Origin of the sequence: Sphingobium sp. TB-6 (assembly GCF_012927365.1) — a bacterium.
Classification (GTDB): domain Bacteria; phylum Pseudomonadota; class Alphaproteobacteria; order Sphingomonadales; family Sphingomonadaceae; genus Sphingobium.
Window position 1 is genome coordinate 47,293 of sequence record NZ_JABBGL010000004.1, and the last position, 23,587, is coordinate 70,879.

Consider the following 23,587-nt stretch of genomic DNA (forward strand, 5'->3'; position numbering starts at 1 on the left):
TGTGCGGGGCTTAACCCCTATCGCATCGCAACATGGAGCAGCCGATGGCGCAAGCCAGCCGCGCGGTACATCCCGCTCTTGTCATTCTTGCGCTCTCCATGGGCGCTTTCGCCATTGGCACGACCGAATTCGCGGCGATGAGCCTGCTGCCCTTTTTCGCGGACGATCTGCGGATCAGCGAGCCGATGGCGGGCCATGCGATCAGCGCCTATGCGCTGGGCGTGGTGGTCGGAGCGCCGGTGATCGCCGTGCTTGGCGCCCGATTGCCCCGGCGGACGCTGCTGATCGGATTGATGGCCCTGTTCGCGATCGGCAATGGCCTCAGCGCCGTTTCGCCCGATTATGCGACCATGCTTCTGTTCCGCTTTCTGAGCGGCCTGCCCCATGGCGCCTATTTCGGCGTTGCGGCGCTGGTGGCAGCGTCTCTGGTGCCGAGCGACCGGCGAGCGCTGGCGGTGGCGCGGGTGATGACCGGCCTGACCGTCGCGACCGTCATCGGCGTGCCGGTGGCCAATTGGACGGGACAGGCGCTTGGGTGGCGCTGGGGCTTCGGCATCGTCGCGCTGCTGGCGATGATCACCATGACGCTGGTAGCGCTGTACGCGCCACGCGACGCGGGCGATCCGGAAGCCAGCCCGATGCGGGAACTGGGCGCGTTGCGGGAACCACAGGTGCTGCTGACGCTGCTGACCGGAGCGATCGGTTTCGGCGGGATGTTCGCCGTCTATACCTATGTCGCGTCGACCATGATTTCGGTGACCCATGTGTCGGAGCAGCTGGTGCCGGTGGTGCTGGCGATCTTCGGCATCGGTCTGACCATCGGCAATCTGGTCGCGGCCTGGGCGGCGGATCGGGCACAGAGCCGAACGGCGGTCATCGTGCTGTTGTGGAGCGCTGCGTCGCTGGCGCTGTTCCCGCTGATGGCAGGGAATATCTGGAGCCTGTCGCTGGTGATCTTCCTGATCGGCTGTGGCGGGGGTCTGGGCAGCGTGCTCCAGACCCGGTTGATGGACGTGGCGGGCGATGCGCAAACGCTGGCGGCGGCGGCGCATCATGCCGCCTTCAATCTCGCCAATGCGCTGGGGCCGTGGTTGGGCGGCATGGCGATTGCGGCGGGCTATGGCTTTACTTCGACCGGGTGGATCGGCGCGGCGCTGGCGCTGGCAGGTCTCGCAATCTTTCTGTTCGCACTGAACCAGCGTCAGCGCTCGATGCGGCTGGCGCCCATTCCTTGCGAATAAGCCGACTGCCGTTGGTTCACAAACCGCTCTAATCCGGCTTGCAGAGAGCGTAACCAGCGCTGTCGCGCGCCTGGAGCGCTGAAGCCGCGTCGCTGGCGATGCGCGGGAAACTGACGCCTTCGAGCGACCCCCGGCCTTTGCAGACATCGGCGCACTTCATGTCGACCACGCCGGGAAACGCTATCTGATCGCCGTCATATTGCGCGACGACAATGCAATGATCGCTGCGGGAGAAGCTGAGGATCAGCTTGTCGCCTGCGCGGCGCGCCGAACCTCCACCCGTGCAGCTTTGATCTTCCCCGAAGGTCGCTTCCAGGCCGAAGCGGTAATCGCCATTCTTCGCCGGGATCACGCAAAGCGCATCGCGGCCCGCCTCATGGGTGCGCTGGTAGAGGCCGATGGCCGGAATTTGCGCCGCGTCCTCAATCACGCCGGTTTCAATGGCTGCGCGTTCAAGGCCCGAACCTGTCTGGACGCCGGTCTCATGTCGGCCCGGCGCGGGCGCAGCTTCACGCTGGCACGCAGCGAGCAGGACCAGCGCGCCCAGGCTAATCAGCCGCATCGGCGTCCGGCGTGACCGGCGCAAGGCCTTCCGGGCCGATATGGCGGAAAAAGCAGGAGCGAGCGCCCGTATGGCAGGTGGGACCGGCGGGGACGGCCTTCACCCAGACGGCGTCCTGATCGCAATCGATGCGAAGGTCGCGGACTTCCAGCATGTGGCCGGAGGTTTCGCCCTTTTTCCAGAGCGACTGGCGGCTGCGCGACCAGAAATGAGCGAAGCCGGTGTTCATGGTGAGCTTGAGCGCCTCTGCATTCATATGCGCGACCATCAGCACTTCGCCGCTGTCCACATCGGTGACGACGGCGGTGATCAGGCCGTCTCGGTCATATTTGGGGTTGAGGGTCAGGCCTCTGTCGCGCGCTTCGTCCATCAGCGGGCTATAGAGCGCACGGAGCCTCATGCGAAGCCCCGATTATCAAGGGATAAGGGAGAAAATGGGGCGATCGACGGGATCCGAACCCGCGACCTCCGGTACCACAAACCGGCGCTCTAACCAACTGAGCTACGATCGCCACAAGGGCCGTGCCCCTGAGAGAAGGGCGACATATGCGGCCCATCCCGCGCCGTCAAGCGGCCTGATGCCGAAAAAAGCATGAGGCCAAAATAAAAAAGAAAAGGGGTGACGAGCCTGACGCCCTCACCCCTTTTCATGCCTTTCGGAAATGGGCACGCGCATGGGAGACTGGCTCCGTGCCGCTGCGCCCAAATCCTGAAACTTCTCTCCGTAAAACTTTCGCCAACCGCGACGCCGGCTCTAAAAAAACAGACAAAGGCGCTCTTTGAAAGAGCGCCCCTGGACCTTTTAGTTGACCGAATCCTTCAGACCCTTGCCGGCCTTGAACTTCGGCTGAGCCGAAGCCTTGATCGTCATCGTTTCGCCGGTGCGCGGGTTGCGACCGGTCGAAGCCTTGCGCTGCGAAACGGAAAAAGTGCCGAAACCGACCAGGCGAACTTCGTCGCCCTTCTTGAGCGCACCAGTGATCGCATCGAAAACGCCCTCGACGGCCTTGCTGGCGTCGCTCTTGGAAAGGCCGCTGCTTTCAGCCACTGCGCTGATAAGATCCTGCTTGTTCATGCCTTGGGAACCCCCTTCTAGCTGTTTGGATAACTTAGGAATCGCGGCGTAGGCGGCGCAATAAGGCGCAGCTTTGGGGCCTTGTCAAAGGGAAAGCTGCATCGACGGCTACCCAGACAAGATTTTACGTCAAAACCTTGTTGAATAGCCGTCAAACCCGATATTTCCTGATCCGGTTCAGTGCCGGATCGACGCTTCCCCGTCCCGTCCCTGCGCCGGATTCGGCTGGGCGGCCAGATCGTCTTCCTCGGTCCAGGCGATTGCTTCCGGCTTCGACATCAGCGCGCGGGCCAGCACCTCGTCCACATGGGACACGGGAACAATCTCCAACCCCTCCCTGATATTGGCCGGGATCTCCGCCAGGTCCTTTTCATTCTCGGCAGGGATCAGTACCGTCTTGATACCGCCCCGCAGGGCCGCGAGCAGTTTTTCCTTAAGGCCGCCGATCGGCAGCACCCGCCCGCGCAGCGTGACTTCGCCGGTCATCGCCACATCCTTGTGGACCGGAATGCCCGTCAGCGTCGACACGATGGTCGTTACCATGCCGATGCCCGCCGATGGACCATCCTTGGGCACCGCGCCTTCGGGAAGGTGGATGTGGATATCCTTGCGGTTGAAGATGCTGGGCTTGATCCCGTAGCCGGGCGAGCGCGCCTTCACATAGGAGAAGGCCGCCTGCACCGATTCGGTCATGACCTCGCCCAACTTGCCGGTGGTCCTGATCGCGCCCTTGCCGGGAACGGTCACTGCCTCGATGGTCAGCAATTCGCCGCCCACCTCGGTCCAGGCCAGGCCCGTCACCGCCCCGATCTGATGCTCTTCCTCGCCCACGCCATGGCGGAACTTCCGCACACCGGCATAATCGGCCAGATTTTCCGGCGTGATGACGACCTTGTCATAAGCGCCTTCGAGGATCTTGCGCAGCGCCTTGCGGGCGAGACGCGCTATTTCGCGCTCCAGCGTGCGGACGCCAGCCTCGCGTGTGTAATAGCGGATCAGGTCACGAACCGCGTCCTCGGTGACCTCGAACTCGCCTTCCTTGAGGCCATGGGCATCGATCTGCTTGGCGAGCAGGTGCCGCTGGGCGATCTCGACCTTCTCATCCTCGGTATAGCCTTCGAGCCGGATGATCTCCATGCGGTCGAGCAGCGGCTGCGGCAGATTCAGCGAATTGGCCGTCGTCACGAACATGATGTCGGACAGATCGACGTCGATCTCCAGATAATGGTCCTGGAACTTGCTGTTCTGTTCAGGGTCCAACACCTCCAGCAGCGCCGAGGCCGGATCGCCGCGGAAGTCCTGACCGAGCTTATCGATCTCATCCAGCAGGAAGAGCGGGTTCATCGTCCCCGCCTTCTTGAGATTGGTCACGATCTTGCCCGGCAGCGAACCGATATAGGTGCGGCGATGGCCGCGGATTTCCGCTTCGTCGCGCACGCCCCCCAGCGACTGGCGCACGAATTCGCGGCCCGTCGCCTTGGCGATCGAACGGCCAAGCGAGGTCTTGCCGACGCCCGGAGGGCCGACAAGGCACAGGATCGGCCCCTTCAGCTTGTTGGTGCGCGCCTGGACGGCGAGATATTCGATGATCCGGTCCTTGACCTTCTCCAGCGCGAAATGATCCTCATCCAGGATCGCCTGCGCTTTCTTGAGATCGGTCTTGACCTTGCCCTTCTTGCCCCAGGGCAGGCCGAGCAGCACGTCGAGATAGTTGCGTACCACTGTCGCTTCGGCCGACATGGGCTGCATGCCCTTGAGCTTCTTGAGCTCCGCCGTCGCCTTGGCGCGGGCTTCCTTGCTGAGCTTGGCCTTGGCGATCTTCTCCGTGAGTTCGGCAAGCTCGTCGCCTTCCTCGCCTTCGCCATTGCCCAGCTCGCGCTGGATCGCCTTCAACTGCTCGTTCAGATAATATTCGCGCTGGGTCTTTTCCATCTGCCGCTTCACGCGGCCACGGATCTTCTTCTCGACCTGGAGCACGCCCAGCTCGCCTTCCATGAAGGCAAAGACCATCTCCAGGCGCTTGACCGGATCGGCCTCGACCAGCAGCGACTGCTTGTCGGCAACCTTGACGTTGATATTGGCGGCGATGGCATCGGCCAGACGCCCAGCATCCTCGATCTCGCGCAACTGCACCGGCGTTTCGGCAGGCAGCTTCTTGTTGAGCTTGGCGTAATTTTCGAACTGTTCGGCCACAGAGCGCATCAGCGCGGCGGCTTCGGGGCCTTCGGCGGCCAGTTCCTCGACCTCGGTCACATCGGCAACCATATGGCCATCGGCATTGGCGATGCCGCCAAGCCGGGCGCGCTGCTTGCCCTCCACCAGCACGCGGACCGTGCCGTCGGGCAGCTTCAGCAATTGCAGGACCACGGCAATGACGCCGGTATCGTAGAGCGAATCCTGACCCGGATCATCCTCTGCGGGATCGAGCTGGGAAACGAGAAAGATTTCCTTGTTGCCTTCCATCGCTGATTCGAGCGCGGAAACGCTTTTGTCGCGGCCTACGAAGAGCGGCACGATCATCTGCGGGAAGACGACGATGTCGCGCAGCGGAAGAAGGGGATATTGCGTAGTCATTCACTCTCCGGGGCGCTTATTCCACCCAGTCATGCGGTTCATCGCCTTTATGGGGAGAGTCACCGCATGGTTCAATCATGCCTTATAGATCCGGAATGATGAATAAGGGCTGATCCTGTCATAAGTTCAATCAGAAAGGCAATTTAAAGCCGGGGGGCAGCGGCAAGCCGGCGGTCATCTTGCCCATTTCGGCGTTGGACACTTCGTCGGCCTTCTTGCGCGCATCGTTGAACGCGGCGGTGACGAGATCCTCCAGCATCTGCTTTTCCGTAGGGGAAAGCAGGCTGTCGTCGATGGCGACGCCCAATATGCGGCCCTTGGCGGAGGCGCGAACCTTCACCAGACCACCGCCGGCCGAACCCTCGACCTCCAACTTATCGAGATTTTCCTGCGCGCGTTGCAGTTCCTCCTGCACGCGGCTCGCCATGCCTAGAATTTCATTCAAATCTTTCATCGCTCTGCGCTCCATTGTTCAAGCTCATCGCTAAGCTCGGCATCGGGGAAAGCGGCCAACGCCGCCTTGACCACCGGGGTTTCCATGATTTCCGCGCGAGCGTCCGCCGCCTTGCGCATTTCCTGTTCGAGCAGGGTCGGCACGGCAGAGCCATCGCTTTGCGTGACGCGCCAGGCCACGCCAGTGACTTCCCGCAACGCCGGGGTGATGCGGCTGACAAAACCAGGCAGCAGCGAGGGCGCGCCGGTAAAGTCCAGTTCTGGCGGGGCGTAGCGGGTCACGCCGATGCAATCGTGCATTTCCTGCGCGAGCTGACCTTTGCCCTTTTGCCAGAAAGCTTCGATGAGATCTTCAAAGCTGGCGGGAAAGTTGGCCGCAGGCGCGCCGGAGGATGGCGCAGCGGATGCTTGGCCGGGGGCAGCAGCGGTGGGCGCGCCTTCGCGAAGCAGGCGGGCGATCTCGCCCGGATCGGGCATGGTCGCGGCGTGCATTACGCGCAGCAGCGCCATTTCGCACGACTCGATGGGCAGAGCGGCGTTGGCGACCTCGTCATGGCCCTTGAGCAGAAGCTGCCAGAGGCGGTGGAGCGGCGCGAAGCCCAATTGCGAGGCCCAGTCGGCCAGCGCTTCGCGTTCTTCGGCGGACTGGCCGGGATTGGCGATGTCGCGCCCGGCCTTCACCAGCGTTACGGCGTGGACCAGTTCGAGCAAGCCGCGCATCAGCGACAACGGCTCGACGCCCAGCGCATATTGGTCGCGCACGGCACCAAGCAGCGCGCCGGTGTCGCCTTCGAGCAAAAGCCCAAGCAAGCGGCGGGTGGAACCGCGATCCGACAGGCCCAGCATGTCGCGGACCTGGGTGGCGGTAACGAGTGGTGCCCCTTCGCCCATTTCGGCATGGGCAATGGCTTGGTCCAGGATGGAAAGGCCGTCGCGGGCAGACCCTTCGGCCGCCTGGGCGATGAGCGACAGCGCGTCGGGTTCGGCTGCGACCGACTCGGATTCGACCACATGGGCGAAGTGGGCCGCGAGCAGTTCCGCAGGGATGCGGCGCAGGTCGAAGCGCTGACAGCGGGACAAGACCGTCACCGGCACCTTGTTCACTTCGGTCGTCGCGAAGAGGAATTTCACATGCGCCGGGGGTTCCTCCAGCGTCTTCAGGAGCGCGTTGAACGCGTTCTTCGAGAGCATGTGAACTTCGTCGATGATGTAGATTTTGTAGCGGGCGGAGACGGCGGCGTAGCGCACCGCCTCGATGATCTCGCGCACATCGTCGACGCCGGTATGGCTGGCGGCGTCCATTTCGACCACGTCGATATGACGGCCTTCGGCAATCGCCCGGCAGGGCTCACAGACGCCGCAGGGGTCGATGGTCGGGCCGCCCCGCCCGTCCGGGCCGATGCAGTTGAGCGCCTTGGCGATCAGGCGGGCAGTGGAGGTCTTACCCACCCCGCGCACGCCGGTCATCAGAAAGGCATGGGCCAGCCGACCCCGCCGGATCGCGTTGCCCAGCGTCTGGACCATGGCGTCCTGCCCGATCAGTTCCCGGAAATTGCGCGGGCGATATTTGCGCGCAAGCACGCGATAGGGCTGAGGGGAATCGGACATTCGATCAGTCTAGCGGCTTGGGGCGAGGCTGTCGAAGCCGGAAAGCCTTTAAGGGGCGGGTTTTGTTTCGCTGCCGGATGAGGACATCGACGCTGCGATGAATGGAGGTGGGAGCCGGAACGACCCGCAGCGAAATCACTGTGGCTGCTTCCGTCAGGACCTGACCAGGTTCGCGACGACTACGTCCGCCCGACTCCCGGCGCGGCATATGGCGAAGTGATGAGTTTATAGCAAGGGGTCGCGGACGATCACTGTTACGAAAGGCAAAAAGCGAGGCCAAGGAATCAGGTGCTCCTGCCTTAGGTGCTCCTGCCTTCGCAGGAGCACGACAACCCACAGGTCGATGTCCCGCGCTATTCCAGACCCGTCTTCTGCGCTTTTCCAACAAAATCCAGCGCGGCTCGGGCAGTTTCGGCTATGGCGGCTTCGGCAACCTTGGCATCTACCGTGGGGCGGTCGAGATAGATGGCGAGGATATATTCCTCTCCGGCGGGCGACTTCACCAGCGCCACATCATTATAGGCGGTGCCGCAGCTTCCGGTCTTGCTGCCGGAAGTCCAGTCCTTGGGAAGGCCTGCCTTGATGCGGTTGGTGCCGGTGGTGCTGGCGTTCAGCCAGCCCCGCAACTTGCCGGCGCTCTCGGTTTTGAGGTCGCGAAAGATCAGGCGCCCCATCAGTCCGGCCATGGCGGCTGGACTGGTGGTGTCACGCTCGTCGCCCTCGACATTCTCGTTGAGCGTGGGTTCCGTCCGGTCGAGGCGGGTCACGGTGTCGCCATGAGCGCGGATGAACATCGTAAGACCTTCCGGGCCGCCGATCATCGGGAGCAGCAGATTGGCGGCGCTGTTGTCGCTGACCTCTACGGCAGCGGCGGCCAGTTCCTCCATCGACATGCGTCCGCGCTTGCCGTTCTTCTTGACGACCGGGGCATAGTCCAGAATGTCCGCCTTGGTGAAGCTGATCTGGCCTTCGAGGCCGAATTTGCCGCCTTCCGCGCCCGTCAGGATGGCTGCCGCGAGCGGCGCCTTGAAGGTCGAGCACATGGCGAAACGCTCGTCGCGGTTGAAACCCAGGATCAGCGCGCCCTTGCTGTCGACCAGCGCGACGCCCAACCGGCCACCGGTTTCGGTTTCGATCTCCTTGGGATTGCGGACCGATTTCATGGCCGATTCGCTCACCATATAGCGGGGCGGCGGCGGGAGGAGCGACTGGCGGGGGGCTTCATCCTGCGCCAAAGCCGGGGCGGCAAGCAGCAGGGCCGCAAAGATCAGGCGTTTGGGCAAGCTTACATCCCCTGCATATTATAGGATTCGCCGGGGATGCGGACGGTCAGGCTTTCGAGCTTCTCGTCCAGTATGATCTGGCAGGACAGGCGGCTGGTGCGGGTCGCCGCGGCGGCGAGGTCCAGCATGTCCTCCTCATCCTCACTCGCCTTTTTGAGCTTGGCGAAGTCGGCGGCGTCGACGATGACATGGCAGGTGGAGCAGGCCATCTGGCCTTCGCAGGTGCCCTCAAGCGGCTGTCCCGCGGCTTGGGCGACGTCCAGCAGGACCGATCCGGCCGGTGCTTCAACCTCCTGCTTATGCTCTCCATCGGCGCTGATGAAGATTACCCTGGTCATGGTGCGACGTTCCCCGCTTTTCTTCAAGGCGCCCATATTTGGGCTGCCTCATTCAATATCCTCGCGGCATCCTCCAGTTCGGCCAGCGTCGTGTACCGGCCAAAGCCGATCCGCACCGATCCACGCGCCTCCGCGTCTGAAAGGCCGAGTGCGCGCAGCACATGGCTAGGCCGCCCGGACCCACTTGCGCAAGCGCTGCCGAGCGAAAAAGCGACATCGCGGCATTCCGACAACAGCCGCGCACCGTCCACTCCAGCCCGGCGAAGGTTGAGATTGCCGGGATAGCGACAGGTTTCGCTGCCGTTGAGCGTCCATTGGAAAAAGAGGTCGCGGGCGGCTGTCCAAAGCGATTCGACATGGGCGCGGTCGGTTTCGGCGCGCTCCCGCATCAAGCGGGCAGAAGCGCCGAAGCCCGCGCAGAGAGCGGGCGAAAGGGTGCCCGAGCGCAGGCCACCTTCCTGCCCGCCGCCATGGATGACGGGGGTGAGATCGACGCCCTCGCGAAGCCAGAGAGCGCCGACGCCTTTGGGGCCGTGGATTTTGTGGGCGCTGATCGCGACCATGTCGCATAAGGGCGGAATGGGGACGCGGCCATAGCCTTGCACGGCGTCGCAGAGAAAGAGGGCGCCCGCACGGTGGGCAAGCTCGGCCAGTTCCGCAACCGGCTGAATGACGCCGATTTCATTGTTGACCAGCATGACCGCGACCAAGGCCACGCCGGGGCGGATGGCTTTGGCGGCCTGGTCGAGATCCACTAGGCCGTCGGAGCCCACTGGAAGGATGGCGACGTCGCGCCCCGCCCTGCCCTGCGCTTCGACAGTGTCAAGAACGGCGGCATGTTCGGTGGCGACAGTGACGATTCCGCCCGAAGGCGCGCCCCGGATCGCCATGTTCAGCGCTTCGGTAGCGCCGGAAGTGAAGAGGAGGCGGCCGCCCTCCGGAAACAGCTTCAGGATTTCGGCGCGCGCGACCTCTACCTGCGCGGCGACGACTCGGCCCAGGCGGTGGGCGCTATGGGGGTTGGCGAACTGGTCGCGGAGCAGCGGGACCATGGCGTCAAAGGCTTCGGGCGCGAGCGGCGTGGTCGCCTGATAGTCGAGATAGATGGTCATCGGGCGCGCGCCGCCATGCTGGTCCAGGCTTCGATGAAGCGGTCTATGTCGGCTTCGCTGGTGGCGGGGCCAAAGCTGACGCGGATGACTTCGCCTGCCTGCGCTTCATCCCAACCCATGGCGTGGAGGACATGGCTGGTCTTGAGCGAGCCGGAGGAACAGGCGCTGCCGGCCGAGACGGAAATGCCCGCGAGATCGAACTGGATAAGCTGGGCGCGGGCCGAAAGGCCGGGCATGCGGTAGCTTGCGATGGAGGGGATGCGCGGGGCGTCGCGCGCGACGATCTCGCCGCCGAATGCTTCGATGGCGTCATCCAGCTTGGCGCGCAGGGTGGCTACCTTGGGAATCCAGTCGGTGCGGGCCTCCAGCGCCGCCGCCATGGCGAGGACGGCGGGGAGGTTTTCCGTGCCTGCGCGATAGCCCTGTTCCTGCCCGCCGCTGGCGTGGATCAGGGTCAGATCCTTGATGAGCAACGCACCGATCCCCGGAGGGCCGCCGAATTTATGCGCGCTGATGGCGATCATGTCAGCGTCGGGGAGAGGGAGTTTGGCGGCGCTCTGGGCGCAGTCCGCGAAAAGGATGACGCCCTCGCGGTCGATCTCTTCCAGGGGCTGGATCACGCCGGTTTCATTGTTGACGTGCTGGATGGCGAGGAGGCTTTTTCCGCCGTCATTAACGTGCAAACAGGAATGATGAATAAGGAGGCCGTTGATATCCACCTCCAGCCGCTCGGCCTCCGGTGTCACGCGCAGGACCGAATCATGCTCGACCGGCGATGTCAGGATTCGTCCCGCCTTGCTGCGGGTCAGCGCGATCGCAATGGCTTCGCTGGCGCCGGAGGTGAAGATGACATGCCCGTCCCAACCCAGCGCAGAACCGATCCGACGGCGAGCGTCCTCCAGCGCGGCGCGGGCTGCGCGGCCGTCGCCATGCGGGCTGGAGGGATTGGACCAGCTTTCCAGCGCCTGGATCATCGCCGCTTGCGCCTGCGGCAATATCGGCGTGGTGGCAGCGTGATCCAGATAGAGACGGTGGGAAGCCACGGACGGAAGACACTCATTGATTGCGGAAATGGTGGCGACTTCTATATAGGCGGTCTGTCGCGCAGCGCCAGCATTGGCTGCTGCGCCGTCTCCATTCGCCGTATCGACGGCCCAGAACCATAACAGGTGCCATGCCCGACGTAATTTTCCCCGGACCCGAAGGCCGCCTCGAAGGCCGCTTCAGCCCTCCCCCCCGCCCCCGCGCGCCGGTCGCGATGATCCTCCATCCGCACCCCCAGGGCGGCGGCACGATGAACGACCGTATCACCCAGGCGCTTTACAAGACCTTCGTGCGGCGCGGCTTTGCGGTGCTGCGGTTCAATTTCCGTGGCGTGGGGCGCAGCCAGGGCACGTTCGACAACGGCATTGGCGAATTGAGCGACGCCGCTGCGGCGCTCGACTGGGTGCAGAGCTTCCATCCGGAGGCGCAGACGACATGGATCGCCGGTTTCTCCTTTGGCGCCTGGATCGGCATGCAGTTGCTGATGCGGCGCCCGGAAATACGGGGCTTTATCTCGGTCGCACCGCCAGCGAACATGTATGACTTCTCCTTCCTGGCGCCCTGCCCTTCCTCGGGCATCATCGTCCAGGGAACGGCGGACGAGGTCGTCACCGCGAGCGCCGTGCAGAAGCTGGTCGACAAGCTGCGCACCCAGAAGGGCATCACCATCCATCATGACGAGATCCGTGGCGCGAACCACTTTTTCGAACATGAGCTGGAGCAGTTGATGAAGTCGGTGGATAATTATCTCGACATGCGGCTGTCGCCGGATTCGCCTATACGGTGAGCTGGGGTTACAGATTTGCAAGATTGGGGGCTGCGAAAGCGGCCCCTTTTCTTTTGGGTTACGAACTGGCCCCCTCCTATCCCCTCTCCAAGCTTGTGAGAGCATTAGCGCGAAGCTGCGATTGCGGCGGACGAGTAAATTTGCGCTTGGCCTGGAAGGGTGCGGGCTTTAGCGGCAGCGCGTGATGAGTGAGCCCAAGAATGACGTCCGCCTGATCTGGAGCCGCTATTATAGCGCCTTCATCCCCGCACCGGCGGGACCGGGCTTTCTGGACCGGCTGAAGGCAGCAAGCGGAGCGATCGGCGGGATCGCCATTACCGGCCTGCTATGCGGGCTGATGCTGGGGAACGGGATCGCCCATCCGCTGCTGGTCGCGCCCATGGGGGCGTCGGCGGTGCTGCTCTTTGCCGTGCCGGCCAGTCCGCTGGCCCAGCCCTGGCCGGTCTTGGGTGGCAATGTGGTGTCGGCGCTGGTGGGCATCAGCGTGGCAAAGCTGATCCCCGATCCGACCATTGCCGCCGCGCTGGCGGTGGGCAGCACAATCGGCGTCATGTCGCTATTGCGTTGCTTGCACCCACCCGGCGGGGCCGTGGCGCTGTCCGCGGTCCTGGGAGCCACGCAAGGCGCACCGAGCTATATGTTCGCCTTCGTTCCGGTGGCGGTGAATACGGCGCTGCTCGTGACCGTCGCGATCATCTTCCATCGGCTGGCCGGGCATAATTATCCCCATATCGTGCCCAAGGCACCCGGCACCCATGGCACCAGCGATCCCGCCCCCCTGTTGCGCTCGCCGTCGGAGCAGGACGTCGAAGAGGCATTGCATGCCTATGGCGAGACGCTGGACGTGGATGCGGCCGACTTGCAGATCGTCCTGCACGACGCGGAGATGCGCGCAGCCGAGCGGGCGCATGGCCGGCTGACCTGCGGCGAGATCATGTCTCGCGACGTGATTTCGGTGCGGGAAGGCCAGCCGGTGGCCGAGGCGCGGGCACTGCTCCACCTCCGGCGGCTACTGTCCTTGCCAGTGCTGGACAATGCCGGACGCGTGCATGGCGTAGTCGGCCCACTGGACCTGGCGCGCGTGGGTGAGCGCGTGGGCGACATCGCTTCGGAACCCTATATCGTGCACGCGGATACGCCGGTGGCGGCGCTGCTGCGTCCCCTGACCGGCGGAGGGCGGCGCGAGGCGATCGTGGTGGATGACGACCGGATGCTGCGCGGCCTCATCACGCAGACCGATCTGCTGGCGGCGGTGGCCCTTCGCGCTTAACGGCTGCCGTTTTCCAGCACGGGCAGGTCGGAGCCCGGAATGGCGGTGATGGCGACGTTGACGAACATCACCAGCCCCGCGACGATCATCAGCGTGCCGCGCTTGCGGTCCCTCTTCTTGACGATCGCATAAATGCCGCCGCCCGTCAGAGCCATGCCCGCAAGCATCAATATGGATAAAATCGTGCCAGCCATGAAGCAGGCCATAGGCGGGCGGGTGGACTGTGGCAATATCGCGGTTCAGCCCCTATGAGGCGCGGGAACGAATCACCTTTTGCGTGACAGGACAGCTTTACCGTGAAAATCGCACTCGCTTCCGATCATGCCGCCGTTGATCTGAAGGCGGAACTCGCAGACTGGCTGCGCGCCGAAGGCCATGAGGTCGACGATCTGGGTCCGGCGACCGCCGATCGGGTGGATTATCCCGATTTCGGTTACAAGCTGGCGACGGCAATTGCTTCGGGCGCGGCCGAGCGCGGCATTGCGCTTTGCGGGTCGGGCATCGGTATTTCCATCGCCGTCAACCGCAACCCCGCCTGTCGCTGCGCGCTGGTGTCCGAACCTCTCTCCGCCGCGCTCTCGCGTGAGCATAATGACGCCAACGTCCTTGCCCTGGGCGCGCGCCTGACCGGCGTGGACATGGCCAAGGCCTGCGTCGCTACCTTTCTTTCCACAGATTTCGGCGGTGGCCGCCATGCCGGCCGCGTCGAGAAACTCTCCCAGCCCGCGCTTTAAGGAGCCTGCCCTATGAGCACCGCCACCCTCACCCAGCCCGACCTGTCCGATATCCGTTCGGAAGGCTATTTCACGCGCAGCCTGGCCGATGCCGATCCGGCGGTCTTCGCGGGCGTCACCAACGAACTGAAGCGCGAGCAGAACCAGATCGAACTGATCGCCTCGGAAAATATCGTGTCAAAGGCGGTGCTGGAGGCACAGGGTTCGGTCTTCACGAACAAATATGCCGAAGGCTATCCGGGCAAGCGCTATTATCAGGGCTGCGCGCCTTCGGATGAGGTCGAGCAGCTCGCCATCGACCGCGCCAAGCAGATCTTCAACTGCGGCTTCGTGAACGTGCAGCCCCATTCGGGCGCGCAAGCGAACGGCGCGGTCATGCTGGCGCTGACCAAGCCGGGCGACACCATCATGGGCCTGTCGCTCGATGCTGGTGGTCACCTGACCCATGGCGCCAAGCCGGCGCTGTCGGGCAAGTGGTACAATGCCGTACAGTATGGCGTGCGCGAGGATACGCATGTCATCGATTATGACGCACTGGAAGCGCAGGCGATCGAGGCAAAGCCGACCCTCATCATCGCGGGCGGTTCGGCCTATCCGCGGCATTTGGACTTCGCCCGCTTCCGCGCCATCGCGGACAAGGTCGGCGCGCTGCTGATGGTCGACATGGCGCATTTCGCGGGTCTGGTCGCGGGTGGCGCGCATCCGACGCCTTTCGGTTTTGCCGATGTCGTGACCACCACCACGCACAAGACCCTGCGCGGTCCGCGTGGCGGCATGATTCTGACCGATAACGAAGCCATAGCGAAGAAGATCAACTCGGCGGTGTTCCCCGGCCTTCAGGGAGGCCCGCTGATGCATGTGATCGCGGCGAAGGCGGTTGCCTTTGGCGAGGCGCTGCGTCCGGAGTTCAAGACCTATGCCCAGGCGATCGTGACCAATGCCAAGGCGCTTGCCGGCAAGCTGGAGCAGCGCGGCCTAGCTGTGGTGTCGGGCGGCACCGACACGCATCTGGCACTCATCGACCTGCGTCCCTATGGCATTTCGGGCAAGGATGCGGACGAGGCGCTGGAGCGCAGCTTCATCACCTGCAACAAGAATGGCGTGCCGGGCGACCCGCTGCCGCCCACCAAGACCAGCGGCATCCGCGTGGGCTCGCCCGCCGGTACGACCCGCGGTTTCGGCGTGGCCGAGTTCGAGGCCATTGGCGACATGATCGCGGACGTCTTGGAAGGCCTGCGTGACAATGGCGAGCATGGCGACGCCGCCGTGGAAGCCAATGTCCGCGAGCGCGTCTCGGCCCTTTGCGCCCGTTTCCCGATCTACGAAGGCTGATCGCCCTTGCGTTGCCCTTTCTGTGCCCATGACGACAGTCAGGTCAAGGACAGCCGCCCGACGGAGGATGGCGCCGCCATTCGCCGTCGGCGTCAGTGTGAAGCCTGTGGCGCGCGCTTCACCACCTTCGAGCGGATTCAGCTCCGCGACATATGGGTGGTGAAGAGCGAGGGGCGCAAGGAAGCCTTTGATCGCGACAAGCTGGCCCGCTCCATCGGGATCGCGTGCCGCAAGCGGCCGATCGATCCGAGCCGCCTGGAAAAGCTGATTTCCGGCATCCAGCGGCAGTTGGAAACGTCCGGCGACGGCGAAGTTCCTGCGCGGGCTATAGGCGAGATGGTGATGGAGGGTCTGAAACGCCTCGACAGCGTCTCTTATATCCGCTTTGCCAGCGTCTATAAGGACTTCACCGACGCACGGGACTTCGAGGATTTTGCCTCCACCGTGAAAGAGGTGGGCAGTGAGTGAGACGGTGATCTCCCCACCGCCTTCCCACCTCCGTTCGTCCTGAGTAGCCATTGAGCGAAGTCGAAATGGCGTATCGAAGGACCATGCCATGACATTCCACGCTTATATGCTGCGCTGCTCGGACGGCAGCTATTATCTGGGTCACACGGATAATCTCGAATATCGCGTAGCCCAGCATCAGGCTGGTGAGGTCGAAGGTTACACGCAAAAACGGCGCCCTGTATCACTCGTTTGGCAACAGGATTTCGGGACTCGCAACGAAGCGCTTTCCGCCGAGCAACAGATTAAGGGCTGGTCGCGGAAGAAAAAGGAAGCCTTGATCGCGGGCGATTGGAACGAGATCCGCCTGTTGGCGCGCAAATCCTTCGATACGGGGCTTCGACAAGCTCAGCCCCTACTCAGGACGAACGGAACTATGGAACAAGTACAATCCCCCTCCCCCGTCATCGTTCTAGTTCGGCCGCAGCTTGGCGAGAATATCGGCAAGGCGGCGCGTGCCATGCTCAATTTCGGGCTGACCGAGATGCGGCTGGTCAGCCCACGTGATGGCTGGCCCAATCCGGATGCCGGACCGTCTGCGGCTGGCGCGGATGTGGTGCTGGACAAGGCCAAGGTTTTCGAGACGCTGGCTGATGCAGTGTCCGACTGCGCCCATGTCTATGCGACCACCGTGCGCAAGCGGGGCGTGACCAAGCCGGTTGTGACGCCGGAAGAGGCTGCACGGGAAATCCATGAGGCAGCGGGGCGCTCTGCCTATGTGTTCGGGCCAGAGCGGTCGGGGCTGGAGACCGAAGATGTGGCGCTGGCGCGGAAAATCCTGACCGTACCGATCAATCCGGAGTTCGGGTCGCTCAATCTGGCGCAGGCGGTGATCCTGTGCGCCTATGAATGGTCGAAGCAGGCTGGGCTGGAGCAGCCGACCGTGGTCGATCTAGGCGAACCGGCTCCGCAAGCGGAACTGGAGGGGATGATCGACCAGTTCGAGACGCTGCTCGAAGGCGCGGGCTATTTCTTTCCGCCGGATCGGGCGCCCGCAACCAAGCGGACTTTGCGGAACCTGCTGACTAAGCCGGGTTGGAACCATCTGGAAGTGCGGACCCTTCGCGGCGTGCTGTCGGCGTTGGGCAATCCACGGGCGCGCTGAACCTCCGTCATCCCTGCCTGCGCGGGAAATGACGGACTAAGAGGACCGGAGGCGATCGAACTCGTTCATCTCATAGGCGATCGAGGCTTCGACCAACTTGTCCCACAACTCCCCGACCACATCGGAAGGGACGCCCAGGCGCTCCGCTTCAGCGCACACATTTGCGATGACTTCAGCTTTGCGAGGCTCATCGCGAACAGCCCCCCGATCCGGCTTGATCCGGGCAGCGGCGCGCATATGGGCAAAGCGCTGGTCGAGCAGCGCGACAAGCTGGCGGTCGATTTCGTCCACGCCTGCGCGGACTTCGGCCATGGTCGTGTAGCTTTCAGGATTCATGGGTGGTGGAACTAAGCCCGGAAACCGGGCCTGTCGAGGGTTGACGTTCGGGGTTGACAGGCTCCCATCCCTTCTCCATAGGCGCCGCTTCGCGATTGGTCCCGCATCCCGGTGAAGCGGTGGCCCTGCCCCTGAAATATGGATCGTAGGCGATACCGGGCATAACGTTGTTAGCAGTTGTAAGGAAATATCATGTCGAAGCGTTCCAGCGCCAAGTATAAACTCGACCGCCGCATGGGCGAGAATATCTGGGGTCGCCCCAAGAGCCCGGTCAACAAGCGTGAATATGGCCCCGGCCAGCACGGCCAGCGCCGCAAGGGCAAGATGTCCGACTATGGCATCCAACTCCGCGCCAAGCAGAAGCTGAAGGGCTATTACGGCGACATCACCGAAAAGCAGTTCAAGAAGAGCTATATCGAAGCCGCCCGCATGAAGGGTGACACCGGCCAGAACCTGATCGGCCTGCTCGAGCGCCGCCTGGACGCCGTGGTCTACCGCGCCAAGTTCGCGCCCACCATCTTCTCGGCCCGCCAGATCGTTTCGCACGGCCACATCTATGTGAACGGCGTGAAGTGCAACATCGCCAGCCGCTTGGTAAAGCCGGGCGACGAAATCACCCTGGGCAAGAAGGCGCAGGAAATGGCGCTGGTTCTGGAAGCGCAGGGTCTGCCCGAGCGCGACATCCCCGACTATGTGTCGCCCGATGGCGCCGCCAAGGTCACCTATGTCCGCGTGCCCTCGCTGGACGAAGTGCCCTATCCGGTGAAGATGGAGCCCAATCTGGTCGTCGAATTCTATTCGCGCTAATCGGCGGCGAATATTCGAAACAAGAAAGGGGCGGTCCGATCGGGCCGCCCCTTTTCTTTTGCCTATTTGGCCGGTTCGAGTTTCAGGGCAGACCTCAGGAAATTATCAGCGCGATCAAGCATCTGCGCGCGCACATCGCTATCGTTCAACTGATGGTCCAGATTCTTGAACTCCACCAGTTCGACCGACTTGCCCTTGCTCCTGAGGCGGGAGGCCATGGTGCGCGATTCCGCTATCGAAACATTCTGATCGATATCGCCATGGAATAGCTGCACCGGCGCGACGAAGGCATCGGCATGACGGGCAGGCGACCCGGCCTGCGCGACGGCGCTGTCACCGAACATCGCTTCGAGTGAGGCGGGGCTGAGGTCGCTTTTCCATTCCTGCTGCAAGTCGCCTATGTCCGTGACCGGCGCGATGGCGACGATGGCCTTGTAGAGCCGCGGATCGACCACCGCGGACTGAAGAGCGGCATAACCGCCATAAGACCAGCCGACGATCGCCAGCTTGGCGGGATCGGCTATCCCTTGGCTGACCAGCCATTTTCCGGCATCGTTGATGTCACCGATCGACCTTTGCCATGATTTGAAGCCGCTGCCTCCCAGCCAGTCAGCGCCAAACCCGGTCGAACCGCGAAAATTGGGCTGGAACACGGCATAACCCTGATGCGCGAAGAATTGCGCGAGCCAGTCGAAGCCCCATTCATCGCGCGCCCACGGCCCGCCATGAGGCATGACGATGGCGGGCAGCCCCTTGCCGTCGCTGCCTGGCGGCAAGGTCAAATAGCCGGGGATCGTCTTGCCGTCCGAAGCGACGAAGCCGACCGGCTTGACCGGCGAGAGCCTGTATTTATCCAGCGCCGGCTGGATCGCCATGATCTCGCCCAATTGCTTGGTCGCCTTGTCGAACAGATAATAGCGGCCCGCGTCGATATCGCTGCCTGCATAAAGGACCAGCTTCTGCTCGTCCGCGCTGGCATCGACGAAGCTGACCAGCGGCGCATTGGGCAGCGCTTTGCCCAGCGCCGCCGCGAATTTCTTGAGCTCCGGATCGAAAAAAGCTGAATGGCGCCGGTCGGTGGCCCAACTGACGCCCACGACGCGCTGTTGGCGGCCGATCTGGATCAGGTCGGTCACATCGACATCGCTGCGGTCGTAGACCAGCTCCTTCTTCATGCTGCCGTCCAAACTGATGCGGTAAAGGCCCGCACGCCCATTTTCCGCATCCGTGCCGTAAACGACGTCCAGGTCGGAATCGACCGCCTGCGCCTCAAAACCCTGTGCAACGACACCCGAAACCGACTGGGTCGAGAGCGGAAGCCAGTCGCGGCTTCCCTTCTTCCGATAGAAATATTCGTAACGATGCCCGCCATAGCCCATGCTGGTCGTCGGACGCGTCACCATGATCCTCACCGCCCCATGGCCGTCCGTGATGTAGGACACGGCATCGCCACGCGGGATTTCGACCATAGAACGCGCAAGGCTGCGCGTGTTCACGCGGTCTACGCCCAGCCCCTGTCTGCTTTGCGCCGTCAAGTGCCCGGTCGTCTGTTCGGGAATATAATAACGATCCATAAGGACGGTGCCGTCCTCACGCTCCCCCATCCAGTCGAGAATGCTGCCGCCGCCAAGAGCGATCCCCAGCTGCGTCGTGCTTTGCCGGGCGCTCACCATCTTGACGTCCGTCCCGTCGGCATTGACGCCCAACATGCGCGTCTGGCCGGTCCTCTGTCCGAACACGGTGCTGATCATATAGACGTTGCAGAGAATGCGGTCATTGGTCGACCAGCCACAGGATGTCAGTTGGTCCGGATTGCCGTTCGAGGCAAGGATCAACTTGCGGTCGGCATCGCCGCCGATCTTGAGCACCGACACGACCGATCCACGCCCTGCTGTCGCCTCGATCATCGCCAGCGACTGGCCATCGGGCGAAATGCTGACATCGGAAACGGCGGGCCGGGCGCCGAAGGCCTTGGCAGCATCGCTTTGTGCATGGGCCGGCACGACGAACGCAACCCATGGTAAAAAATTCAGAAACTTCAATCGCATGAAACTACCCCCTTGCGGGGTCCAGAAATATATACAGCCGTAAAACTGTCAACGCCTGACGCTTGCCGGTTCCGGTGCGCGGTGCCATCATCGCACCAATCCATCTGTCGAGGTTCCCCCCTGATGCGCCCCTCTTTCGCCAAGATCACGCTACCGCTCATCGCCCTGTCCTGCGCGCTGCCAGCCTCCGCCGCGTCCTCGAACGACGGCCCTTCCATCGACACGATGAAGGAGGTGGTGAAGGAGATTTCTTCCGACGCTTATGAAGGCCGCGCGCCGGGGACGGTGGGGGAGGAAAAGACCCTCGCCTATCTGGTCCAGCGGTTCGAGGTGCTGGGACTGAAGCCCGGCAACAAGGGTAGCTGGTTCCAGGATGTGCCGCTGGTCGAGATCGACGCGAAAAATGTGTCGCCGCTCCGCTTCACCGGCGGCAAGAGCGCTGTTTCCGCCAGTTACGGACCGGAAATGGTGATCGCCACCTATCGCACCGGACAGCCGCATGTCGAGGTGAAGGACAGCCCGGTCATCTTCGTCGGCTATGGCATCAACGCGCCGGAGAAGAAGTGGAACGACTATGCCGGCGTCAATGTGAAGGGAAAGACGGTCATCATTCTGGTGAACGATCCCGATTACCAGACCCCGACCCTGCGCGGGCCGTTCAACGGGCGGGCGATGACCTATTATGGCCGCTGGACCTACAAGTTCGAGGAAGCGGCGCGGCAGGGCGCGGCGGCGGCGATCATCGTGCATGACACGGTGCCCGCCGCCTATGGCTGGAATGTCGTGCAGTCGAGCTGGACCGGCGCTCAGCATGTCGCGGACAGCGCCAACGGCAATGCCGACCAGTCCGCCGCGATCGGCTGGATGCAGAAGGACAAGGCTGCCGCGCTGATGGCGAGCGCGGGGCTTAATCTGGACACGTTGATGGCGGCGGCGAAGAAGCGCGGGTTCAAGGCCGTGCCGTTGAAGGGCATGAAGGCGAACCTCAGCTTCGACAATGCCATCCGCAAGCATAGTTCGAAGAATGTCGTCGCCCTGCTGCCCGGCAAGGCGCGGCCCGACGAATATGTGCTTTATGCCGCGCATTGGGATCATCTGGGCCATTGCGAAGCGGCGCCCGACGGCGACGACATCTGCAACGGCGCTATCGACAATGCGACGGGGACCGCTGCGCTGGTGGCGTTGGCGGAAGCCAATGTGAAGGCCGGACCGACGGATCGCAGCCAGGTCTTCCTGGCGGTGACGGCGGAGGAATCGGGGCTGCTGGGATCAGCCTATTATGGCAATCATCCGGTCTTTCCGCTGGGCCGGACGGTGGGCGGCGTGAATATGGACGCGCTCAGCATGGCGGGGCTGGCGAAAAATGTCGTCGTGATCGGCAAGGGCAAGTCCCAGCTCGATGCCTATCTGGACCGGGCGCTGGCGGCGCAGAAGCGGGTCGCCAGCCTGGAGCCGACGCCGGAAAAGGGCTTTTATTACCGCTCCGACCATTTCAGCTTCGCCAAGCATGGCGTGCCGATGCTCTATTTCGAGGGCGGGCAGAACCTGGTGAAGGGCGGACCCGCTGCGGGCGCCAAAACCGCCAAGGAGTATGAGGAACATCATTATCACGGGCCCAAGGATGAATATGATCCCAAATGGGATTGGGGTGGCGTGAAGGCGGATCTGAAGCTTTATTATGATGTCGGGCGGGCGCTGGCGAACACGACCGACTGGCCCAATTGGATGCCGGGGGACGAATTCCGGGCGATCCGCGACAAGAGCCGCGCCGGGAAATAGCGGGTTTCGGGCAATGCAAGCCATTAAGTGATCCGTGTTCCTGCGAAGGCAGGAACCCAGTTCCGCCGCTTGTGGATCATCGCACCATAGGAACTGGGCTCCTGCCTTCGCAGGAGCACGATGTGCTTCAAGAAAAGCCGTACGAAGCAGACCGTCCGCCTTCCACCCGAATTGGCCATTCCTCATAATGCCTCTGGAATGCGCGCCGCGATCCTGTAGAGGCGCGAAGAACACCCGCAGACAGGAGCCAAGCCCATGACTTTCCGTATGCCCGCCGAATGGGCGCCGCATGAATGGACCTGGATCGGCTTTCCCACCTCTCCCGAGGAATGGCCAGGCGCGTTTGACCAGGCGCGGCAGCAGATCGCGGATTTTGCGAGCGCGCTTCACGCCAATGGCAGGGGTGAGGAAGTAAGGCTGGTCTGCGCCAATGAAGGCGATGCGGAGGTCGGGCGCAGACTGGCGCCGAACGTCAGCATCGTCGTTCAAAAGCTGGGCGATGTATGGTTGCGCGACACGGCCCCCATTGCAGTATTGCGCGAGTCCGAACGTGCGCTGGTGGATTTCGGCTTCAACGGCTGGGGCGGCAAATATCGGATGCCCGGCGATGAGAATATCGGCGCGCGCCTGGCGGCGATGACGGGCCTGCCGACCTCGACCCAGCATTGGGTGTTCGAGGGAGGGGCGGTCGATACAGACGGCACGGGTTTGTTCGTGACGACCGAGCAATGCCTGCTCAACCCCAATCGCAATCCGGAACTGGACCGGGGCAAGATCGAAACCCTGCTGGCCGGATCGCTGGGTCTGTCGGATATGCTGTGGCTGGGCGATGGGCTGCTCAATGACCATACGGACGGGCATGTCGACAATCTGGCGCGCTTCGTGGCGCCGGGCGTGCTGGCCCTGCCCGAAGCGAGCACGGAGGATGATCCCAATGCGGCGATCTATGCCGATGCGCGGGCACGGGCCAAGGCCTTCGGCATAGAGGTGGCGTCGATCCCCTCCCCCGGCCGCGTCGTCGTGGACGGCGAAATCATTCCGGCAAGCTACATGAATTTCGCTATCGGCAATGCAGCGGTCATCGTGCCCATCTATGGCCAGCCCAATGATCAGGCAGCCTTGAATGCGTTCAGACCCTTCTTCCCTGGCCGGGAGATTGTCGGGCTGCGCAGCGACGCCATTCTTTCGGGCGGCGGCAGCTTCCACTGTTGCAGCCAGCAAATGCCGTCCGCTTAGATGAGCGCGATTCTGGCGCTGCGGGCGCTTATTTCCGGTATCATCATCGCCATCGTGTCGGTGGTGTCGCGGCGTTATCCGGGCCTTGGCGCGCTGATCGCATCGCTGCCGCTGATTTCGGTGATGGGGATGATCTGGCTGTGGAACGACAAGCCCGATGTCGAGAATATGGCGCGCCATGCAGAGGCGACATTCTATTATGTCATTCCCTCGCTGCCGATGTTCCTGCTGATCCCGATGCTGCTGCGGCGTGGGGTTGGCTTTGGGCCAGCGCTGATCGTGGGTTGCGTGCTGACGATCCTGCTCTATCTCCTGACCGTTGCCATTGCCGCCCGGATGGGCATTCGACTCTAGGG

24 protein-coding genes, 1 tRNA gene and 1 other RNA gene are annotated in these 23,587 nt (G+C 63.1%); 11 read left to right on the forward strand and 15 right to left on the reverse strand.

Annotated features, from left to right (window positions below):
* Positions 1-44 precede the first annotated feature (44 nt).
* On the forward strand, positions 45-1,241 hold the full coding sequence (locus tag HHL26_RS07225) for an MFS transporter (RefSeq protein ID WP_066561735.1): 1,197 nt from the start codon (positions 45-47) through the stop codon (positions 1,239-1,241).
* Between the two features lie 28 nt (positions 1,242-1,269).
* On the opposite strand, the gene HHL26_RS07230 is transcribed toward HHL26_RS07225, so the two are convergent.
* The 12 genes from HHL26_RS07230 to HHL26_RS07285 form a co-directional block, all read right to left on the reverse strand.
* The gene (locus tag HHL26_RS07230) at positions 1,270-1,803 is read right to left on the reverse strand and encodes a hypothetical protein (RefSeq protein WP_066561732.1); all 534 of its coding nucleotides are present in this window, start codon (positions 1,801-1,803) and stop codon (positions 1,270-1,272) included.
* Positions 1,790-2,173, reverse strand: coding sequence for a phosphoribosyl-AMP cyclohydrolase (hisI, locus tag HHL26_RS07235; RefSeq protein WP_066561733.1), 384 nt, complete (start codon positions 2,171-2,173; stop codon positions 1,790-1,792). Before hisI ends, HHL26_RS07230 begins: the two co-directional genes overlap by 14 nt.
* Positions 2,174-2,238: 65 nt before the next feature.
* A tRNA-His gene (locus HHL26_RS07240) sits at positions 2,239-2,315 on the reverse strand.
* 290 nt (positions 2,316-2,605) lie between these two features.
* Positions 2,606-2,878, reverse strand: a complete 273-nt coding sequence (locus tag HHL26_RS07245) for an HU family DNA-binding protein (protein WP_007688799.1) — start codon at positions 2,876-2,878, stop codon at positions 2,606-2,608.
* Between the two features lie 177 nt (positions 2,879-3,055).
* Positions 3,056-5,452, reverse strand: a complete 2,397-nt coding sequence (gene lon, locus HHL26_RS07250; protein WP_066557468.1) for an endopeptidase La — start codon at positions 5,450-5,452, stop codon at positions 3,056-3,058.
* A 130-nt stretch (positions 5,453-5,582) separates the two neighbouring features.
* A complete protein-coding gene (locus tag HHL26_RS07255) occupies positions 5,583-5,906 on the reverse strand; it encodes a YbaB/EbfC family nucleoid-associated protein (protein WP_066561731.1) in 324 nt (107 codons plus the stop codon).
* The gene (locus HHL26_RS07260) at positions 5,903-7,513 is read right to left on the reverse strand and encodes a DNA polymerase III subunit gamma/tau (protein ID WP_066557466.1); all 1,611 of its coding nucleotides are present in this window, start codon (positions 7,511-7,513) and stop codon (positions 5,903-5,905) included. The genes HHL26_RS07255 and HHL26_RS07260 overlap by 4 nt, the downstream gene beginning before the upstream one ends.
* 103 nt (positions 7,514-7,616) lie before the next feature.
* Positions 7,617-7,714: signal recognition particle sRNA small type (gene ffs / locus HHL26_RS07265), an RNA gene on the reverse strand.
* A gap of 152 nt (positions 7,715-7,866) precedes the next feature.
* Positions 7,867-8,781 (reverse strand): SGM family class A beta-lactamase, encoded by a 915-nt coding sequence (gene blaSGM / locus HHL26_RS07270; RefSeq protein ID WP_237230058.1) that lies wholly within the window; start codon positions 8,779-8,781, stop codon positions 7,867-7,869.
* Positions 8,782-8,798: 17 nt separating this feature from the next.
* Positions 8,799-9,134 (reverse strand): 2Fe-2S iron-sulfur cluster-binding protein, encoded by a 336-nt coding sequence (locus HHL26_RS07275; RefSeq protein ID WP_066561729.1) that lies wholly within the window; start codon positions 9,132-9,134, stop codon positions 8,799-8,801.
* A gap of 23 nt (positions 9,135-9,157) precedes the next feature.
* Positions 9,158-10,246, reverse strand: coding sequence for a cysteine desulfurase family protein (locus HHL26_RS07280; RefSeq protein ID WP_066557459.1), 1,089 nt, complete (start codon positions 10,244-10,246; stop codon positions 9,158-9,160).
* Positions 10,243-11,289 carry an aminotransferase class V-fold PLP-dependent enzyme gene (locus HHL26_RS07285; protein ID WP_066557458.1) on the reverse strand — a complete coding sequence of 349 codons (1,047 nt, stop codon included), beginning with the start codon at positions 11,287-11,289 and terminating at the stop codon, positions 10,243-10,245. Before HHL26_RS07285 ends, HHL26_RS07280 begins: the two co-directional genes overlap by 4 nt.
* A 131-nt stretch (positions 11,290-11,420) precedes the next feature.
* Here HHL26_RS07285 and HHL26_RS07290 point away from each other — a divergent pair, with 131 nt between their 5' ends.
* Together HHL26_RS07290 and HHL26_RS07295 are read left to right on the forward strand one after the other, a co-directional pair.
* On the forward strand, positions 11,421-12,077 hold the full coding sequence (locus HHL26_RS07290; RefSeq protein ID WP_046762752.1) for an alpha/beta hydrolase: 657 nt from the start codon (positions 11,421-11,423) through the stop codon (positions 12,075-12,077).
* Positions 12,078-12,261: 184 nt separating this feature from the next.
* On the forward strand, positions 12,262-13,347 hold the full coding sequence (locus tag HHL26_RS07295) for an HPP family protein (RefSeq protein ID WP_066557456.1): 1,086 nt from the start codon (positions 12,262-12,264) through the stop codon (positions 13,345-13,347).
* Here the strand turns inward: HHL26_RS07295 and HHL26_RS07300 are convergent.
* Positions 13,344-13,541, reverse strand: coding sequence for a hypothetical protein (locus HHL26_RS07300; protein WP_066561728.1), 198 nt, complete (start codon positions 13,539-13,541; stop codon positions 13,344-13,346). The genes HHL26_RS07295 and HHL26_RS07300 overlap by 4 nt on opposite strands.
* A 102-nt stretch (positions 13,542-13,643) precedes the next feature.
* Between HHL26_RS07300 and rpiB the strand changes: the two genes are divergently transcribed.
* The 4 genes from rpiB (at position 13,644) to HHL26_RS07320 (ending at position 17,025) form a co-directional block, all read left to right on the forward strand.
* Positions 13,644-14,081, forward strand: a complete 438-nt coding sequence (rpiB, locus tag HHL26_RS07305) for a ribose 5-phosphate isomerase B (protein ID WP_066557453.1) — start codon at positions 13,644-13,646, stop codon at positions 14,079-14,081.
* Between the two features lie 12 nt (positions 14,082-14,093).
* Positions 14,094-15,413: a serine hydroxymethyltransferase gene (gene glyA / locus HHL26_RS07310; protein ID WP_066557451.1), complete on the forward strand. Its 1,320-nt coding sequence runs from the start codon at positions 14,094-14,096 to the stop codon at positions 15,411-15,413.
* 6 nt (positions 15,414-15,419) lie between these two features.
* Positions 15,420-15,881, forward strand: a complete 462-nt coding sequence (gene nrdR, locus HHL26_RS07315; protein ID WP_022682631.1) for a transcriptional regulator NrdR — start codon at positions 15,420-15,422, stop codon at positions 15,879-15,881.
* Between the two features lie 88 nt (positions 15,882-15,969).
* Positions 15,970-17,025 carry a TrmJ/YjtD family RNA methyltransferase gene (locus HHL26_RS07320; RefSeq protein WP_082748591.1) on the forward strand — a complete coding sequence of 352 codons (1,056 nt, stop codon included), beginning with the start codon at positions 15,970-15,972 and terminating at the stop codon, positions 17,023-17,025.
* Positions 17,026-17,061: 36 nt separating this feature from the next.
* Here HHL26_RS07320 and HHL26_RS07325 read toward each other — a convergent pair whose 3' ends face one another.
* The gene (locus HHL26_RS07325; protein ID WP_066557448.1) at positions 17,062-17,361 is read right to left on the reverse strand and encodes a chorismate mutase; all 300 of its coding nucleotides are present in this window, start codon (positions 17,359-17,361) and stop codon (positions 17,062-17,064) included.
* A 192-nt stretch (positions 17,362-17,553) separates the two neighbouring features.
* On the opposite strand from HHL26_RS07325, the gene rpsD reads away from it, so the two are divergent.
* On the forward strand, positions 17,554-18,168 hold the full coding sequence (rpsD, locus tag HHL26_RS07330; RefSeq protein WP_066557445.1) for a 30S ribosomal protein S4: 615 nt from the start codon (positions 17,554-17,556) through the stop codon (positions 18,166-18,168).
* A 62-nt stretch (positions 18,169-18,230) separates the two neighbouring features.
* On the opposite strand, the gene HHL26_RS07335 is transcribed toward rpsD, so the two are convergent.
* Positions 18,231-20,216, reverse strand: coding sequence for an alpha/beta fold hydrolase (locus tag HHL26_RS07335; protein ID WP_066557441.1), 1,986 nt, complete (start codon positions 20,214-20,216; stop codon positions 18,231-18,233).
* Between the two features lie 123 nt (positions 20,217-20,339).
* On the opposite strand from HHL26_RS07335, the gene HHL26_RS07340 reads away from it, so the two are divergent.
* The 3 genes from HHL26_RS07340 to HHL26_RS07350 all read left to right on the forward strand — a co-directional run bounded on the left by HHL26_RS07340 (position 20,340) and on the right by HHL26_RS07350 (position 23,585).
* A complete protein-coding gene (locus HHL26_RS07340) occupies positions 20,340-21,995 on the forward strand; it encodes a M28 family peptidase (protein WP_066557437.1) in 1,656 nt (551 codons plus the stop codon).
* A 255-nt stretch (positions 21,996-22,250) separates the two neighbouring features.
* Entirely contained in the window at positions 22,251-23,231 is a 981-nt protein-coding gene (locus tag HHL26_RS07345; protein WP_066557434.1) for an agmatine deiminase family protein, read from the forward strand.
* Complete coding sequence (locus HHL26_RS07350) at positions 23,232-23,585, forward strand: DUF3147 family protein (protein ID WP_066557429.1); 354 nt, start codon at positions 23,232-23,234, stop codon at positions 23,583-23,585. It abuts the gene before it with no gap.
* Positions 23,586-23,587 lie beyond the last annotated feature (2 nt).

Excerpts from the sequence above, each read along its gene's own strand:
- HHL26_RS07345 (WP_066557434.1), top strand. The coding sequence starts at position 22,251 with ATGACTTTCCGTATGCCCGCCGAATGGGCGCCGCATGAATGGACCTGG.
- HHL26_RS07280 (WP_066557459.1), bottom strand. The coding sequence starts at position 10,246 with ATGACCATCTATCTCGACTATCAGGCGACCACGCCGCTCGCGCCCGAA.
- HHL26_RS07290 (WP_046762752.1), top strand. The coding sequence starts at position 11,421 with ATGCCCGACGTAATTTTCCCCGGACCCGAAGGCCGCCTCGAAGGCCGC.
- HHL26_RS07340 (WP_066557437.1), top strand. The coding sequence starts at position 20,340 with ATGCGCCCCTCTTTCGCCAAGATCACGCTACCGCTCATCGCCCTGTCC.
- HHL26_RS07225 (WP_066561735.1), top strand. The coding sequence starts at position 45 with ATGGCGCAAGCCAGCCGCGCGGTACATCCCGCTCTTGTCATTCTTGCG.
- rpsD (WP_066557445.1), top strand. The coding sequence starts at position 17,554 with ATGTCGAAGCGTTCCAGCGCCAAGTATAAACTCGACCGCCGCATGGGC.
- HHL26_RS07275 (WP_066561729.1), bottom strand. The coding sequence starts at position 9,134 with ATGACCAGGGTAATCTTCATCAGCGCCGATGGAGAGCATAAGCAGGAG.
- HHL26_RS07325 (WP_066557448.1), bottom strand. The coding sequence starts at position 17,361 with ATGAATCCTGAAAGCTACACGACCATGGCCGAAGTCCGCGCAGGCGTG.
- HHL26_RS07245 (WP_007688799.1), bottom strand. The coding sequence starts at position 2,878 with ATGAACAAGCAGGATCTTATCAGCGCAGTGGCTGAAAGCAGCGGCCTT.
- glyA (WP_066557451.1), top strand. The coding sequence starts at position 14,094 with ATGAGCACCGCCACCCTCACCCAGCCCGACCTGTCCGATATCCGTTCG.
- HHL26_RS07255 (WP_066561731.1), bottom strand. The coding sequence starts at position 5,906 with ATGAAAGATTTGAATGAAATTCTAGGCATGGCGAGCCGCGTGCAGGAG.
- hisI (WP_066561733.1), bottom strand. The coding sequence starts at position 2,173 with ATGGACGAAGCGCGCGACAGAGGCCTGACCCTCAACCCCAAATATGAC.
- HHL26_RS07335 (WP_066557441.1), bottom strand. The coding sequence starts at position 20,216 with ATGCGATTGAAGTTTCTGAATTTTTTACCATGGGTTGCGTTCGTCGTG.
- HHL26_RS07320 (WP_082748591.1), top strand. The coding sequence starts at position 15,970 with ATGACATTCCACGCTTATATGCTGCGCTGCTCGGACGGCAGCTATTAT.
- HHL26_RS07295 (WP_066557456.1), top strand. The coding sequence starts at position 12,262 with ATGAGTGAGCCCAAGAATGACGTCCGCCTGATCTGGAGCCGCTATTAT.
- HHL26_RS07260 (WP_066557466.1), bottom strand. The coding sequence starts at position 7,513 with ATGTCCGATTCCCCTCAGCCCTATCGCGTGCTTGCGCGCAAATATCGC.
- HHL26_RS07350 (WP_066557429.1), top strand. The coding sequence starts at position 23,232 with ATGAGCGCGATTCTGGCGCTGCGGGCGCTTATTTCCGGTATCATCATC.
- HHL26_RS07300 (WP_066561728.1), bottom strand. The coding sequence starts at position 13,541 with ATGGCTGGCACGATTTTATCCATATTGATGCTTGCGGGCATGGCTCTG.
- HHL26_RS07230 (WP_066561732.1), bottom strand. The coding sequence starts at position 1,803 with ATGCGGCTGATTAGCCTGGGCGCGCTGGTCCTGCTCGCTGCGTGCCAG.
- lon (WP_066557468.1), bottom strand. The coding sequence starts at position 5,452 with ATGACTACGCAATATCCCCTTCTTCCGCTGCGCGACATCGTCGTCTTC.